A 15,379-nucleotide genomic window follows, 5' to 3' on the forward strand; every position below is an offset into this window, starting at 1 on the left:
GTTCGGCCAATTCGAGCAGTTCGGTAATCGGCTTTTGCTTGAGTTCAGTCAGATTCATATAGGAATGACGTAATCATTTATGGAGGGGGGAAATTAAGCTTTTGGCTTAATGAGGCCGCGCCGCGGAGAAGGCGACAGGATCGCGTACTTATTCGAAAAGGAGTGCGTCGGCGACGGCTAGCAGGGGGCAGTGGAGAAACCAGTGCGGGGCCGAATGTACCACCTGAGTTTCAGAGCGTCTAGCCCTGAATACGCAAAAAGCCCCGCAATTTGCGAGGCTTTTTTTTCGGGCACTTTACAGCGACGCTTAGATGTTGGCGTCGAGGAAAGCAGCCAGTTGCGACTTCGACAGGGCGCCGACTTTGGTCGCAGCGACATCACCGTTCTTGAACAGCATCAAGGTCGGGATACCACGTACGCCATGCTTGGCCGGGGTTTCCTGGTTCTCGTCGATGTTCAGTTTGGCAACGGTCAGCTTGCCTTTGTAAGTCTCGGCAATCTCGTCCAGAACCGGAGCGATCATTTTGCAAGGACCGCACCATTCAGCCCAGTAATCGACCAGGACAGCGCCTTCGGCCTTGAGGACGTCAACGTCGAAGCTAGCGTCGGTGACGTGTTTGATAAGATCGCTGCTCATGGAATTCTCCAGGTTGTAAGCAAAAAAACGTGGCCCATCATAGCCGCCCTTCCCCTGTTCAGGAAGCCGCAGTTGATTGAGTCTTGCTATGGCACTCGATGAGTCTGGGTATAGCTCAAGTCACGCCGTGGCGGGGGCAATGAAGGAGATTCCAGTGCGCAGGGCCGCGTTGCGCACGTGTTCCTGCATGGCTTTCTGCGCAGCACCCGACGCCCGGCGCGCGAGGGCGCGGAGGATCTTGCGGTGTTCCTGCCAGGTTTCCATGGCGCGTTCGGCACGGATGAACGGTAGTTTCTGGCTTTCCAGGAACATCTCGGCGCTGGCCGTGAGGATGCTCAGCATCGCTTGATTGCCGCTGGCCAGCAGGATCCGTCGGTGGAATTCGAAGTCGAGTTTCGCCGCAGCCTCAAAGTCGCCAGCCTTCAATTGCTCGCGCATGGCCGCGACATTGTCTTCCAGCGCATCCAGATCGAACGTGCTCAAGGTCACCGCAGCCAGTCCTGCGGCAAACCCTTCCAGCGCATAGCGTAATTGAAAGATGTCCAGCGGCGATGCCTGCGCCGCAAACGACCACCCCGGCGCGCTATCGCCGCGCGACAACTCCACTGGCGACTGCACGAACACGCCTTTGCCCGGCTGGATACTGACCACGCCCAGCGCACTCAGCGACGATAGCGCTTCACGCAACGATGCTCGGCTCACGCCCAATTGCAGCGCCAGATCCCGTTGCGACGGCAAGGCATCGCCCGCGCCGAAGCCCTGTTCGCTGATCAGTTTGCGGATCGCTTGCAGCGCCACTTCGGGTACTGCACGGGAAATCGAGTTCATGGTTTTTCAGACGCACCAAGCCAATGTGCGGCTAGTTGTAAAGCTATTCGCCGAGTCCGGCAAGTCGTGCCCCAGCGGGGTTCGGTGTTGCGTACCGATGCGCGATAGCAGTGCGAAAAACAACCTGACTGTTCAGACCAGTAAGACCGAACAAAGCCGCTGAAACCGCGGTCTGCCGGGGCGAAACCCATGTATTGGCACGGCGCATGCTCTGTCCGAACGCAGAAATCACTTCACGCCGATCCGGAGATTTGCCATGACCCTGCGTTACCGCGCCCTCCTCGCCGCCCTGTTTTCCAGCCTGTTGCTTAGCCAGATCCCCGCCCACGCCGACGGCCTCGACGACGTGGTCAAACGCGGCACGCTGAAAGTCGCCGTGCCGCAGGACTTCCCGCCATTCGGCTCGGTCGGTCCGGACATGAAGCCCCGCGGTCTGGACATCGACACGGCGAAACTGCTGGCCGACCAGCTCAAGGTCAAACTTGAACTGACCCCGGTCAACAGCACCAACCGAATCCCGTTCCTGACCACCGGCAAGGTCGACCTGGTGATTTCCAGCCTCGGCAAAAACCCTGAGCGCGAAAAAGTCATCGACTTCTCCCGCGCCTACGCCCCGTTCTACCTTGCGGTATTCGGCCCACCAGACGCCGCCATTACCAGCCTCGACGACCTCAAGGGCAAGACCATCAGCGTCACCCGTGGCGCCATCGAAGACATCGAACTGAGCAAAGTCGCCCCCGAAGGCGTGACCATCAAACGCTTCGAAGACAACAACTCGACCATTGCCGCCTACCTCGCCGGCCAAGTCGACCTGATCGCCAGCGGCAACGTGGTCATGGTCGCGATCAGCGAAAAGAACCCGAAACGCGTGCCAGCGCTGAAAGTGAAGCTCAAGGATTCGCCGGTCTACGTCGGCGTCAACAAGAACGAAACGGCGCTGCTGGCCAAGGTCAACGACATCCTGACCACCGCCAAGGCTGACGGCGCACTGGAAAAGAATTCACAGACCTGGCTGAAAGAGCCGCTGCCGGCCGATCTCTGATCGACTGCGCGGGAGACCTTCATGGCTTATCAGTTCGATTTCATGCCGGTGGTGGAAAACACCGACCTGTTGCTGCGCGGGGCGCTGTTTACCCTTGAGCTGACGGCCATTGGCGCGTTGCTTGGGGTGGGCGTCGGGATTGTCGGGGCGTTGGTGCGGGCGTGGAACATCCGCCCGTTCTCGGCAATTTTCGGCGTCTACGTCGAGTTGATCCGCAACACGCCGTTTCTGGTGCAGTTGTTCTTCATCTTCTTCGGCCTGCCGTCGCTGGGCGTGCAGATTTCCGAGTGGCAAGCGGCGGTGCTGGCGATGGTGATCAACCTTGGCGCCTATTCGACCGAGATCATCCGTGCGGGTATTCAAGCAATCCCCCGCGGACAGCTGGAAGCCGCAGCGGCGCTGGCGATGACGCGCTTCGAGGCGTTCCGTCATGTGGTTCTGCTGCCGGCACTGGGCAAGGTCTGGCCGGCGCTGAGTAGTCAGATCATCATCGTCATGCTCGGCTCGGCGGTGTGCTCGCAGATCGCCACCGAAGAACTCAGCTTCGCTGCCAACTTCATTCAGTCGCGCAACTTCCGCGCCTTTGAAACCTACGCGCTGACCACACTGATCTACCTGTGCATGGCACTGCTGATCCGCCAGTTGCTCAACTGGATCGGTCGCCGCTACATCAGTCGAAGCGGGAGCCGCACATGAGCGATTTCACCTTCTGGGACATCCTGCGCAACCTGCTCACCGGCCTGCAATGGACGCTGGCATTGTCACTGGTGGCGTTTATCGGCGGCGGGATCGTCGGGTTGCTGATCCTGATCATGCGCATTTCGAAAAGCCCTGTGCCGAGCAGCATTGCCCGCACCTGGATCGAACTGTTCCAAGGCACGCCGCTGCTGATGCAACTGTTTCTGGTGTTCTTCGGCGTGGCGTTGGCCGGGATCGAAATTTCGCCGTGGATGGCCGCAGCGATTGCCCTGACCTTGTTCACCAGCGCCTACTTGGCGGAGATCTGGCGCGGTTGCGTCGAGTCGATCTCCAATGGCCAGTGGGAAGCCTCGGCGAGCCTAGCACTCAATCCTTTGGAGCAACTGCGCTACGTGATCCTGCCGCAAGCGTTGCGCATTGCCGTGGCGCCGACTGTGGGTTTCTCGGTGCAAGTGGTCAAAGGCACCGCCGTGACCTCGATCATCGGCTTCACCGAGCTGACCAAGACCGGCGGCATGCTCGCCAATGCCACGTTTGAACCGTTCATGGTCTACGGCCTCGTCGCCCTCGGCTACTTCCTGCTCTGCTACCCCTTGTCCCTCAGTGCGCGCTACCTGGAAAGGAGACTGCATGCCTCTGCTTAGAATTTCCGCCCTGCATAAATACTACGGCGATCACCACGTGCTAAAAGGCATCGACCTCAGCGTCGAGGAAGGCCAGGTGGTGGCGATCATCGGCCGCAGCGGCTCGGGCAAATCCACCCTGCTGCGCACCCTCAATGGCCTGGAGTCAATCAACGACGGCGTGATCGAAGTCGATGGCGAATACCTCGACGCCGCCCGCGCCGACCTGCGCAGCTTGCGGCAGAAGGTCGGCATGGTCTTTCAGCAGTTCAACCTGTTCCCGCACCTGACCGTGGGTGAAAACGTCATGCTCGCGCCGCAAGTGGTGCAGAAAGTGCCGAAGGCCAAAGCGGCCGAACTGGCTCGCGAGATGCTGGAGCGGGTCGGTCTGGGTGAGAAATTCGATGCCTTCCCGGATCGGCTGTCCGGCGGCCAGCAACAGCGCGTGGCGATTGCCCGGGCACTGGCGATGTCGCCGAAGGTTTTGCTGTGCGACGAGATCACCTCGGCGCTCGACCCGGAACTGGTCAATGAAGTGCTTAGCGTGGTGCGGCAACTGGCCAGGGAAGGCATGACGCTGATCATGGTCACCCACGAAATGCGCTTTGCCCGCGAGGTGGGAGACAAATTGGTGTTCATGCACCATGGCAAGGTGCATGAGGTGGGGGATCCGAAAGTGTTGTTTGCCAACCCGCAGACGGCGGAGCTGGCGAACTTTATTGGCACAGTTGAAGCAACAGCCTGAGAGAAATACAGGGGCTTCCAGGCCCTCATCGCGAGCAGGCTCACTCCTACATGGGAATGCGTTCACCTGTAGGAGTGAGCCTGCTCGCGATTGACCGCGCAGCGGTCACCGACTTTCTGCGCTGAATCAACGGTTTGAACCATGCGCGTTGGCGCCAGCGTTTGATCGTGGCACGATGTCGAGGTTATCGACCGAGACCCCCTGACCATGCCGCAATCCCAAGCCAAGAATCTGTCCCTGATCGCCGCAATCGACCTGGGCTCCAACAGCTTTCACATGGTCGTGGCCAAGGCCCAGAACGGCGAAATCCGCATTCTCGAGCGCCTCGGCGAGAAGGTTCAGCTGGCCGCCGGCATCGACGATGAGCGCAAGCTCAACGAAGAATCGATGCAGCGCGGGCTCGATTGCCTCAAGCGCTTTGCCCAACTGATCAACGGTATGCCGCTGGGCGCCGTGCGTATCGTTGGCACCAACGCCTTGCGGGAAGCGCGCAACCGCCTCGAATTCATCCACCGCGCCGAAGAAATCCTCGGCCACCCGGTGGAAGTCATCTCCGGCCGTGAAGAGGCGCGCCTGATCTACCTCGGCGTCTCGCACACCCTCGCCGACACTCCGGGCAAACGCCTGGTGGCCGACATCGGCGGCGGCAGTACCGAATTCATCATCGGCCAGCGCTTCGAGCCGCTGCTGCGCGAAAGCCTGCAAATGGGCTGCGTCAGCTTCACCCAGCGCTATTTCAAGGACGGCAAGATCACCCCGGCCCGCTATGCCCAGGCGTACACGGCGGCGCGGCTGGAGATCATGAGCATCGAACACGCCCTGCACCGGCTGACCTGGGATGAAGCCATCGGCTCCTCGGGCACCATCCGCGCGATCGGTCTGGCGCTGAAGGCCGGCGGCCATGGCACTGGCGAAGTGAATGCCGAAGGCCTGGCGTGGCTCAAGCGTCGCCTGTTCAAGCTCGGTGATGTCGACAAGATCGATTTCGAAGGCATCAAACCGGATCGCCGGACCATTTTCCCGGCGGGCCTGGCGATTCTCGAAGCCATTTTCGATGCCCTCGAGCTGCAACGCATGGATCACTGCGATGGCGCGCTGCGTGAAGGCGTACTTTACGATCTGCTCGGCCGCCATCATCACGAAGACGTGCGCGAACGCACCCTGACCTCGCTGATGGAGCGCTACCACGTCGATCTGGAACAGGCGGCGCGAGTCGAGCGCAAAGCCTTGCACGCGTTTGATCAGGTCGCGGCGGACTGGGAACTGGATGACGGTATCTGGCGCGAACTCCTCGGCTGGGCAGCGAAAGTGCACGAAGTCGGCCTCGACATTGCCCACTATCACTACCATAAGCACGGCGCCTACCTGATCGAGCACTCGGACCTCGCCGGCTTCTCCCGCGAAGACCAACAGATGCTCGCGCTATTGGTGCGCGGCCATCGCCGCAACATTCCCAAGGACAAATTTGCTGACTTCGGTGACGACGGCGACAAGCTGATTCGCCTTTGCGTACTGCTGCGCTTTGCGATCCTGTTCCACCACATTCGTGGCACGCAGGCGATGCCGCAGGTGGTGTTGCGCGCGAAGGGCAACAACCTGGATGTGGAATTCCCGGAGAACTGGCTGGATGAGAATCAGCTGACTCAGGCGGATTTCGGGCTTGAGGCGGATTGGCTGACGCGGGTGGGCATCGTCCTCACCGTCCACTGATACACCGCAAATCCCCCCTGTAGGAGCTGCCGCAGGCTGCGATCTTTTGATCTTGTTTCTACAGGATCAAGATCAGAAGATCGCAGCCTTCGGCAGCTCCTACAGGTGTGTGGATGACAGGTACAAAAAAGGCGATCCATGGGGATCGCCTTTTTTATTGGGTTTGTTTGAGATGGGGGCGGGCCTGCCCCTCACCCCAGCCCACTCCCGAGGTAGAGGGAGCCGATTTGAGGGCTGTTCAAACCTGAGTTCGTCTCGATTTCTCAGGTCGGCGTATAGCGCAAGACACCTCGGTCAGTCCCCTCTCCCTCTGGGAGAGGGTTAGGGTGAGGGGCTTTTGACTTCAAGGCCTCAACTGCTCACCGGCAAGATCGGGCTACCCAAGCGTTCCAGCAACGTCGCCTGCGCACTCCTCGGGTTCTGGTTACCGGTCGGCGTGTTGCGGATGTAACGGCCATCCGATTGCAGGCTCCAGCTGTGGGTGTTGTCGGTCAGGTACAGCTCCAGCTCTTTCTTCACGCGGGTCAGCAGTTTCTTGCCTTCGACCGGGAAGCAAGTCTCGACGCGCTTGTCGAGGTTGCGTTCCATCCAGTCGGCGCTGGAGAGGAACATCTGCTCTTCACCGCCATTGAGGAAATAGAACACGCGGGTGTGTTCCAGGAAGCGACCAATGATCGAGCGCACATGAATGTTGTGCGAAACCCCGGCAATCCCCGGGCGCAGACAGCACATGCCGCGCACCACCAGATCGATGCGCACACCGGACTGGCTGGCCTTGTACAGCGCGCGGATGATCTTCGGATCGGTCAGCGAGTTGAACTTGGCGATGATGTGCGCCGGCTTGCCTTCGACGGCGAACTGGGTCTCGCGGGCAATCATGTCGAGCATGCCCTTTTTCAGGGTAAACGGCGCATGCAGCAGCTTTTTCATGCGCAGGGTCTTGCCCATGCCGATCAACTGACTGAACAGTTTGCCGACGTCTTCGCACAAGGCATCGTCAGAGGTCAGCAAACTGTAGTCGGTGTACAGCTTGGCGTTACCGGCGTGGTAGTTACCGGTGCCGAGGTGCGCGTAGCGGACGATCTCGCCGGCCTCGCGACGCAGGATCAGCATCATCTTGGCGTGGGTCTTGAAGCCGACCACGCCGTAGATCACCACCGCACCGGCCGCTTGCAGACGGCTGGCCAGTTGCAGGTTGGACTCTTCGTCGAACCGCGCGCGCAGCTCGATGACCGCCGTCACTTCCTTGCCGTTACGCGCGGCATCCACCAGCGCATCGACGATCTCGGAGTTGGCACCGGAGCGGTACAGGGTCTGGCGCACAGCGAGAACGTGAGGATCTTTTGCGGCTTGGCGCAGCAGGTCGACCACCGGGGTGAACGACTCGAAGGGGTGCAGCAAGAGGATGTCCTGCTTGCTGACCACACTGAAGATGTTTTCGCTGTTCTGCAGCAGTTTCGGAATCTGCGGGGTGAACGGCGTGTATTGCAGTTCCGGGTGGCTGTCCAGGCCGGTGATGCTGAACAGCCGCGTCAGGTTGACCGGGCCGTTGACCTGATACAGCTCGCTCTCGCTCAGGTTGAACTGTTTGAGCAAGTAGTCCGAGAGATGTTTCGGGCAAGTGTCAGCGACTTCCAGACGCACCGCATCACCGTAGCGACGCGAGAACAACTCGCCACGCAGCGCGCGGGCCAGGTCTTCGACATCTTCGGAGTCGAGCGCCAGGTCGGCGTTTCGGGTCAGACGGAACTGGTAGCAGCCCTTAACCTTCATGCCCTGGAACAGGTCATCGGCGTGGGCGTGGATCATCGACGACAGAAATACATAGTTGTCGCCCGGGCCGCCGACTTCTTCCGGCACCTTGATGATCCGTGGCAGCAGACGCGGCGCCGGGATGATCGCCAGACCGGAATCGCGACCGAAGGCGTCGATGCCTTCCAGCTCGACGATGAAGTTCAGGCTCTTGTTCACAAGCAACGGGAACGGGTGCGTCGGGTCGAGGCCGATCGGGGTGATGATCGGCGCGATCTCGTCGCGGAAATAGCGGCGTACCCAGGTTTTCAGCTTGACCGTCCAGTTACGGCGACGGATGAAGCGCACCTGATGCTTTTCCAGCTCCGGCAGCAGAATGTCATTGAGGATTGCGTACTGGCGGTCAACGTGGCCGTGGACCAGCTCGCTGATCCGCGCCAGTGCTTGATGCGGTTGCAGGCCATCGGCACCGGCCTGTTCACGGGCGAAGGTGATCTGTTTTTTCAGGCCGGCCACGCGAATTTCGAAGAATTCATCCAGGTTGCTGGAGAAAATCAGCAGGAATTTCAGCCGCTCCAGCAATGGATAGGACTCGTCCAGCGCCTGTTCCAGCACGCGGATGTTGAACTGCAATTGCGAAAGCTCACGGTGGATATACAGGCTGCTGTCATCCAGACCGGGAATGGCAATCGCCGGCACCGCCACAGCGGTTTCGGCCACCGGCGCGGATGGCGCTGGCTCCAGTTCCGGCGGGGTTTCAGTGATTTGCTCGACCACCGGTTGAGCTTCTTTTACGGCAACTTCAGTGAGTCCTTCGGTATTCATGGAATGTTCCTGGGAGGGCTATTTCTGCTCTCGTAACAATTGAGCGGCACGAACGGCAAAGTAAGTCAGGATGCCATCTGCACCGGCACGTTTAAAGGCGGTCAGTGATTCGAGAATCACCGCTTCGCTCAACCAGCCATTCTGGATCGCTGCCATATGCATGGCGTATTCGCCACTGACCTGATAGACGAAGGTCGGCACTTTGAAGGCATCTTTTACCCGGAAAAGAATATCCAGATACGGCATACCGGGTTTGACCATGACCATGTCCGCGCCTTCAGACAAGTCCGCACCGACTTCGTGCAACGCTTCGTCGCTGTTGGCCGGATCCATCTGATAAGAGGCTTTGTTGGCCTTGCCGAGGTTAGAGGCCGAACCCACGGCATCGCGGAACGGCCCGTAGTAGGCGCTGGCGTACTTGGCCGAATAAGCCATGATCCGCACGTTGACGTGGCCAGCGATTTCCAGCGCTTCGCGAATGGCCTGGATGCGACCGTCCATCATGTCCGACGGCGCGACGACCTGGGCGCCGGCTTCGGCATGGGACAAGGCCTGGCGGACCAGTGCATCAACGGTGATGTCGTTCTGCACGTAGCCTTCGTCGTCGAGGATGCCGTCCTGACCGTGGGTGGTGAACGGATCGAGCGCAACGTCGGTGATCACCCCCAGCTCCGGGAAGCGCTCACGCAGGGCGCGGGTAGCGCGCTGGGCAATGCCTTCGGGGTTCCACGCTTCGGCACCGTCGAGGGATTTCAATTCGGCAGGAGTCACCGGGAACAATGCCAGCGCCGGAATCCCCAGCTCGACCCACTTGGCAGCTTCTTCGAGCAGCAAATCGATGCTCAAGCGCTCTACCCCGGGCATCGAGGCCACGGCTTCGCGGCGGTTTTCACCGTCGAGCACGAATACCGGCAGGATCAGATCGTCGACCGTCAGCACATTTTCCCGGACCAGCCGACGCGAAAAATCATCACGGCGATTACGACGCAGGCGCGTTGCAGGGAACAGACGGTTGGCTGGGGTAAAGCTCACGGCAGACTCCTGAGCCCGCGCAAACGGGCGAGCGTGACAGTTATAGACGGCCATTATGACGAACAGATGACAGTTGTGTGAGGTCCGCGACATGTAGCCGTATTCCATTCTCAGTGTAGGAATTGTTCACGTCGAGACACATTTGGACACTTTCATGAATGTGTCCGAAGGGTTAGGCTGCGCGTTCATTTCGCCAGCACCCAGACAATGCTCCAACAATTTCTGCATGACTTTGGCTACTTTGCCTTGTTTCTCGGCACGTTCTTCGAAGGCGAAACCATTCTGGTGCTCGCGGGCTTCCTCGCGTTCCGTGGATACATGGACATCAATATTGTGGTGGTCGTGGCGTTCTTCGGCAGCTATGCCGGCGATCAGCTGTGGTACTTCATGGGGCGCAAGCACGGGCGCAAATTGCTCGCGCGCAAACCACGCTGGCAGATGATGGGTGACCGCGCGCTGGAACACATTCGCAGGCATCCGGATATCTGGGTGCTGAGCTTCCGCTTCGTCTATGGCCTGCGTACGGTGATGCCGGTGGCGATCGGCCTGTCGGGTTATCCGCCGGGACGTTACCTGCTGCTGAACGGCATTGGCGCAGCGATCTGGGCCACGGCGCTGGCTGCTGCCGCTTATCACTTCGGCGCGGTGCTGGAAGGCATGCTCGGCAGTATCAAAAAATATGAGCTGTGGGTGCTCGGTGCGTTGCTGGTGCTGGGCGTCGGCCTGTGGCTGCGTCGGCGCTTCAAGAATGCCCGTCTGGCGAAACAGGTTTACGCCGACGAGCAAGCAGCAAAAGCCTTGCAACTGCAGCAAGCCGAACAGGCAAAAACCGCCGACCCTAAGACGCCAGCCGAATAACGCACTGGCGACTCACGTACAGCCCGCCAACACTGAGCAGGCTGTAACCGAGCAGGCCCGCCCACATCAGCGGGCTGGCCGGCCAAAGCCCGACCAGCGGCGCCAGCCACAGCAGCGGCACGTTCAACCCCAGCCGTAACAGTTCGACCTTCAGCGCCCACGGGCGATTCTCCAGGGCCACGCCCAACGCAAACACCCCGAACGCCACCGCGCTCCAGCCGAGTAACAGCGCGGCCGTCGGCAGGCTGCGTTCCAGGTTCATCAGATAACTGCCCAGCGCGATGTAGACGCAAAACTGCAGCGCCACATACCACTGCAGGCGCCGCTCGAGCGGCACGTCGAATTTGCGGAATCGAGCCAGATCCGGCTTGCTCATCGGGTACTTCGCCGCCACGTCCGCCGGCCGCCAACCGGTGCGCATGAACCAGATCCGCAGCTTGTCCCACGGGCGCTCGGCCCGGCGTGCGTCATCCCACAATTGCGCATAAAACTGCAGGTTGGCCCACAGCGGATTCCAGCTCGCCAATGGCGTGGTCACACCGAAAATCACCGGTTCGTTATCGTCCTCTTCCTGAAACGTGCCGAACAACCGGTCCCAAAGAATGAACACCCCGCCGTAGTTGCGATCCATGTAGAGAGCGTTCTGTGCATGGTGAGCCCGATGATTGGATGGCGTAACGAAGCACCACTCGAACCAGCCGAGCTTGGGAATGTGCCTGGTGTGCACCCAGAATTGATACAGCAGGTTGAGCGCCGCGACGCTGACAAACACCAGCAGCGGCACGCCAAGCAACGCCATCGGCAGGTAGAAAACCCAGCCGAGCAGAAACCCGGTGCTGGTCTGGCGCAACGCGGTGGAGAGGTTGTATTCCTCGCTCTGGTGATGCACCGAATGCGCGGCCCAGAGGATATTGCGCTCATGCCCCATGCGGTGCAGCCAGTAGTAGCAGAAGTCGTAGAGGACGAACGCAAACACCCAGACCCAGACGCGGTCCGTCGGCAGCCTGAGCCAGGCCAGATGTTCCAGGGCAAACGCGTACGTGAGCAGCCCGACACCTTTGGTCAGCAACCCGGTGGTGGTCGACAACACACCGGTGCTGATGCTGTTCACCGCGTCCGCCAGGCGATAGTTGCTGACCCCGCGCCAGCGGTCGGCAATCAGTTCAACCGCGATCAACACGAGGAAAAACGGCACCGCATACAGAATGAAGTCCATGACGCGCCCTGAATGAAGTCTTGAGGACTGATCCTAGGTGTAGCCGCCCATTAACCCTATGGCAACGCGCGACAATTTAGTGGACATTTAGCGCCATGAATCTGGAGAGAAAACCATGAGCAAAAAAGTTGCAGTGATCCTGTCCGGCAGTGGCGTATACGACGGCGCCGAGATCCATGAGAGCGTCATCACCCTGCTGCGCCTCGACCAACGCGGCGCCCAGGTGCAGTGCTTCGCCCCGAACATCGCGCAATTGCATGTGATCAACCACCTGACCGGCGAAGAAATGCCCGAGTCGCGCAATGTGCTGGTGGAATCGGCGCGGATTGCCCGTGGCAACATCAAGGACATCCGCGAGGCCGACGTTGACGACTTCGACGCACTGATCGTGCCCGGCGGCTTTGGTGCGGCGAAAAACCTGTCCAACTTTGCCGTCGAAGGCTCTGGCTGCAGCGTGCAGCCTGAAGTGCTGGCGCTGGCGGAGGCATTCGCCGAAGCAGGCAAACCAGTGGGCCTGATGTGCATCTCGCCGGCATTGGCCGCGAAGATCTACGGCCCGGGCGTGACCTGCACCATCGGCAACGATGCCGACACCGCCACGGCGATGAACAAGATGGGCGCCACCCACGAAGATTGCGCGGTGACCGAGATCATTGAAGACAAGGCGCGCAAACTGGTGACGACCCCGGCTTACATGCTGGCGCAGAACATCAGCGAGGCAGCCTCGGGCATCAACAAACTGGTCGACCGAGTATTAGAGCTGACCCACGAAAATGACGCCTGACACGGTCTATTGTAGGAGTGAGCCTGCTCGCGATGACGGTGTGTCAGGCAACATATCTGTTGAATGATCGACCGCTATCGCGAGCAGGCTCACTCCTACAAGGGATTTGTGTGGGGCTCAGGTGTTGCGGGTCAGGCGCGTGAGGATCCGGTCCAGCGCATTGGCAAACGCCTGCTTTTCGCGGTCGCCAAACGGCGCGGGGCCGCCGCTCATCTGGCCTTGCTCACGCAGGTCGGTGAACAGATTGCGCACTGCCAGCCGTTCACCCATGTTCTGCGCATCGAACTCCTTGCCGCGCGGGTCGAGCGCCGCCACGCCCTTCTTCACCAGCCGATCGGCCAGCGGGATATCGCTGCAGATCACCAGTTCCCCCGGCACCGCGTGTTCGACCAGATAATCGTCCGCCGCATCCGGCCCGCTCGGCACCACGATCAGCTTGACGATGGCCAGCCCCGGCTTGATCTGCGGCTGCCCGGCCACCATTACCACTTCGAACTGGCGCTTGAGGGCGAACTTCACCACCAGATCCTTCGCCGCCCGAGGGCAAGCGTCGGCATCGATCCATACACGCATTTTTTACCTCCAAAAAATTCGCGAGCAAGTCGAATGTGAGCACCGTCACTCCCACAGGTTACGCGCAAATCCTGTGGGAGTGACGGTGCGACGATTCGACTTGCTCGCGAATGTGAGCGCAGCGAATGCTGTTAAGCGGCTACCCGCCGCTTCTCAGCCACCCAACTACGCCCATACAACACAACAATCGCCACAATCGCCACGGCCTGCGCCGTCAACGAATACGCATCGGCATGAATCCCCAGCCAGTCAAACTCAAAGAACGCCACTGGCCGCGTGCCGAAGATCCCGGCCTCCTGCAACGCCTTCACGCCATGCCCGGCGAACACCACCGACAATGCGCACAGCAACGCCGCGTTGATGCTGAAGAACAGCGTCAGCGGCAGTTTCGCCGAGCCACGCAGGATCACCCACGCCAGTCCGACCAGCAGCACCAGCGCCGTCGCGCCACCGGCGAGCACCGCGTCATGCCCGGCCGGGCCCGCCTGCAGCCACAGGGTTTCGTAGAACAGGATCACCTCGAACAACTCGCGGTACACCGAGAAGAACGCCAGAATCGCAAAGCCGAAGCGTCCGCCACCGCCGACCAGACTGCTCTTGATGTAATCCTGCCAAGCCGCTGCATGGCGACGGTCGTGCATCCACACGCCAAGCCACAGCACCATCACACTGGCGAACAGCGCCGTCGCGCCTTCCAGCAGCTCACGCTGCGAGCCGCTGACATCGATGACATACGCTGCCAACGCCCAGGTGCCGAGGCCGGCCAACAGCGCCAAACCCCAACCGACGTTGACACTGCGCACCGCCGATTGCTGACCGGTATTGCGCAGGAAGGCAAGGATAGCCGCCAGCACCAGAATCGCTTCCAGGCCTTCGCGCAGCAAAATCAGCAGACCGGAGATGTAGCTGAGCGACCAGCTCAAGCCATCGCTGCCCAACAGGCCGGCGGACTCTTTCAGCTTGGCCTTGGCCGCGTCCAGACGCTGCTCGGCCTGCTCGACGGGCAAACCATCCTGCAATGACTGCCGGTACGCCATCAACGACTTCTCAGTGTCCTTGCGCACGTTGGCATCGACGTTATCCAGCGAACTCTCGACCAGTTCGAAGCCTTCCAGATACGCCGCCACCGACAGGTCGTAGGCCTGATCGTGCTCGCCGGCGCGGTAGGCGGCAAGGCTCTTGTCCAGTGTCGCTGCGGTGTAGTCGAGCAACTGCGCCGGGCCACGCTTGACCTGCGGCGGTTGCGCCCGTTGTGCACGAAAGGTCGCGGCGGCGGGCATACCTTCGGCGGCCAGCACTTCGGCTGGGGTCTGGCGGGCCAGATCGGCGATGTTGTAGGTCTTCTCGGATTTGGCGGCCGCAGCCTCGGCGCTGAAGCCCGCGATGTAGGTGGCCAGATCCCAACGCTGACGATCATCGAGCTGGTCGGCAAACGCCGGCATGTCAGTGCCTTCAACACCTTGGCCGAGGGTGTTGTAGATCGCATAAAGGCTCAGATGGTCCATCCGCGCAGCGTCACGCAGATTGGCCGGCGCCGGCGTCATGCCCAGGCCTGCAGGGCCGTCGCCGACACCGCTGGCGCCGTGGCACACCGAGCAATTCTGCGCATAGAGCGGCGCGCCACGGGTGGGATCCGGAGTGATGATCGGCGCTTGGCTGACTTCATACGCCACCGCCAGTTGCGCGCCCAGTTGCCGCGCCTGACGGGCGACTTGCGCACCGTCCTGCTTGGCGGTGATGGCAGCGTGCAAGACACTGATGCCCTGTTCCAGCGCGGCTTTTTCAGGATTGCCCGGCATGCCCGCGATCAGGCTTTGCAGCGCTTGGGTGAACTCCAGTTGCTCACGGTATTCGGCATCATCGACGACTGTTCCAGCCTCGACCGTCGGCGGGTAATCCGCGCTGATGTAATCAAGCAGGTGCAGCGCTTGCGGAGCGCCTTCCACGGTATCGGCCAGCAGGTTGAAGCTGCTCAGCGCGCACAGCGGGAACACCAGCCAGGCCAGGAATCGGGACGAGGCAATCATGAACAGTTCTCAAATGGAAATGCGAAGT

General features: G+C 60.6%; 14 protein-coding genes and 1 pseudogene (1 of these 15 running past the window's edge). 7 read left to right on the forward strand and 8 right to left on the reverse strand.

The genetic code is table 11. From position 1 onward, the window contains the following. From rho to ACIPIZ_RS14115, 3 genes and pseudogenes are all read right to left on the reverse strand, one after another. A pseudogene (rho, locus tag ACIPIZ_RS14105) lies at positions 1 to 58 on the reverse strand (transcription termination factor Rho) (it extends 1,167 nt beyond the left edge of the window). A 249-nt stretch (positions 59 to 307) separates the two neighbouring features. Further along, positions 308 to 637, reverse strand: a complete 330-nt coding sequence (trxA, locus tag ACIPIZ_RS14110) for a thioredoxin TrxA (protein WP_064389493.1) — start codon at positions 635 to 637, stop codon at positions 308 to 310. Positions 638 to 757: 120 nt separating this feature from the next. Further along, the gene (locus ACIPIZ_RS14115; RefSeq protein ID WP_064389494.1) at positions 758 to 1,465 is read right to left on the reverse strand and encodes a FadR/GntR family transcriptional regulator; all 708 of its coding nucleotides are present in this window, start codon (positions 1,463 to 1,465) and stop codon (positions 758 to 760) included. 256 nt (positions 1,466 to 1,721) lie between these two features. On the opposite strand from ACIPIZ_RS14115, the gene ACIPIZ_RS14120 reads away from it, so the two are divergent. From ACIPIZ_RS14120 to ppx, 5 genes are all read left to right on the forward strand, one after another. Then, positions 1,722 to 2,507: a transporter substrate-binding domain-containing protein gene (locus ACIPIZ_RS14120; RefSeq protein ID WP_064389495.1), complete on the forward strand. Its 786-nt coding sequence runs from the start codon at positions 1,722 to 1,724 to the stop codon at positions 2,505 to 2,507. Positions 2,508 to 2,528: 21 nt separating this feature from the next. Continuing rightward, positions 2,529 to 3,203, forward strand: a complete 675-nt coding sequence (locus ACIPIZ_RS14125) for an amino acid ABC transporter permease (RefSeq protein ID WP_064389496.1) — start codon at positions 2,529 to 2,531, stop codon at positions 3,201 to 3,203. Then, positions 3,200 to 3,850 carry an amino acid ABC transporter permease gene (locus tag ACIPIZ_RS14130; RefSeq protein WP_064389497.1) on the forward strand — a complete coding sequence of 217 codons (651 nt, stop codon included), beginning with the start codon at positions 3,200 to 3,202 and terminating at the stop codon, positions 3,848 to 3,850. The genes ACIPIZ_RS14125 and ACIPIZ_RS14130 overlap by 4 nt, the downstream gene beginning before the upstream one ends. After that, positions 3,837 to 4,574 (forward strand): amino acid ABC transporter ATP-binding protein, encoded by a 738-nt coding sequence (locus ACIPIZ_RS14135; protein ID WP_105704635.1) that lies wholly within the window; start codon positions 3,837 to 3,839, stop codon positions 4,572 to 4,574. The genes ACIPIZ_RS14130 and ACIPIZ_RS14135 overlap by 14 nt, the downstream gene beginning before the upstream one ends. Positions 4,575 to 4,781: 207 nt before the next feature. Beyond that, positions 4,782 to 6,284 carry an exopolyphosphatase gene (gene ppx, locus ACIPIZ_RS14140; RefSeq protein WP_064389499.1) on the forward strand — a complete coding sequence of 501 codons (1,503 nt, stop codon included), beginning with the start codon at positions 4,782 to 4,784 and terminating at the stop codon, positions 6,282 to 6,284. Positions 6,285 to 6,635: 351 nt separating this feature from the next. On the opposite strand, the gene ppk1 is transcribed toward ppx, so the two are convergent. Further along, positions 6,636 to 8,861: a polyphosphate kinase 1 gene (gene ppk1, locus ACIPIZ_RS14145; protein WP_064389500.1), complete on the reverse strand. Its 2,226-nt coding sequence runs from the start codon at positions 8,859 to 8,861 to the stop codon at positions 6,636 to 6,638. An 18-nt stretch (positions 8,862 to 8,879) separates the two neighbouring features. Next, a complete protein-coding gene (gene hemB, locus ACIPIZ_RS14150; RefSeq protein WP_401165778.1) occupies positions 8,880 to 9,893 on the reverse strand; it encodes a porphobilinogen synthase in 1,014 nt (337 codons plus the stop codon). A 207-nt stretch (positions 9,894 to 10,100) separates the two neighbouring features. On the opposite strand from hemB, the gene ACIPIZ_RS14155 reads away from it, so the two are divergent. Continuing rightward, positions 10,101 to 10,751 (forward strand): DedA family protein, encoded by a 651-nt coding sequence (locus ACIPIZ_RS14155; protein ID WP_064389502.1) that lies wholly within the window; start codon positions 10,101 to 10,103, stop codon positions 10,749 to 10,751. Here ACIPIZ_RS14155 and ACIPIZ_RS14160 read toward each other — a convergent pair. Next, the gene (locus ACIPIZ_RS14160) at positions 10,732 to 11,967 is read right to left on the reverse strand and encodes a sterol desaturase family protein (RefSeq protein ID WP_401165779.1); all 1,236 of its coding nucleotides are present in this window, start codon (positions 11,965 to 11,967) and stop codon (positions 10,732 to 10,734) included. The genes ACIPIZ_RS14155 and ACIPIZ_RS14160 overlap by 20 nt on opposite strands. Positions 11,968 to 12,082: 115 nt before the next feature. On the opposite strand from ACIPIZ_RS14160, the gene elbB reads away from it, so the two are divergent. Continuing rightward, positions 12,083 to 12,751 (forward strand): isoprenoid biosynthesis glyoxalase ElbB, encoded by a 669-nt coding sequence (gene elbB / locus ACIPIZ_RS14165; RefSeq protein WP_401165781.1) that lies wholly within the window; start codon positions 12,083 to 12,085, stop codon positions 12,749 to 12,751. A 117-nt stretch (positions 12,752 to 12,868) separates the two neighbouring features. Here the strand turns inward: elbB and ACIPIZ_RS14170 are convergent, their stop codons facing one another. Together ACIPIZ_RS14170 and ACIPIZ_RS14175 are read right to left on the reverse strand one after the other, a co-directional pair. Next, a complete protein-coding gene (locus ACIPIZ_RS14170) occupies positions 12,869 to 13,324 on the reverse strand; it encodes a YaiI/YqxD family protein (protein WP_105704639.1) in 456 nt (151 codons plus the stop codon). Between the two features lie 131 nt (positions 13,325 to 13,455). After that, a complete protein-coding gene (locus tag ACIPIZ_RS14175) occupies positions 13,456 to 15,351 on the reverse strand; it encodes an FTR1 family protein (protein ID WP_105704640.1) in 1,896 nt (631 codons plus the stop codon). Positions 15,352 to 15,379 lie beyond the last annotated feature (28 nt).

The sequence above is a fragment of the Pseudomonas sp. NPDC087690 genome, from assembly GCF_044743175.1.
Classification (GTDB): Bacteria; Pseudomonadota; Gammaproteobacteria; order Pseudomonadales; family Pseudomonadaceae; genus Aquipseudomonas.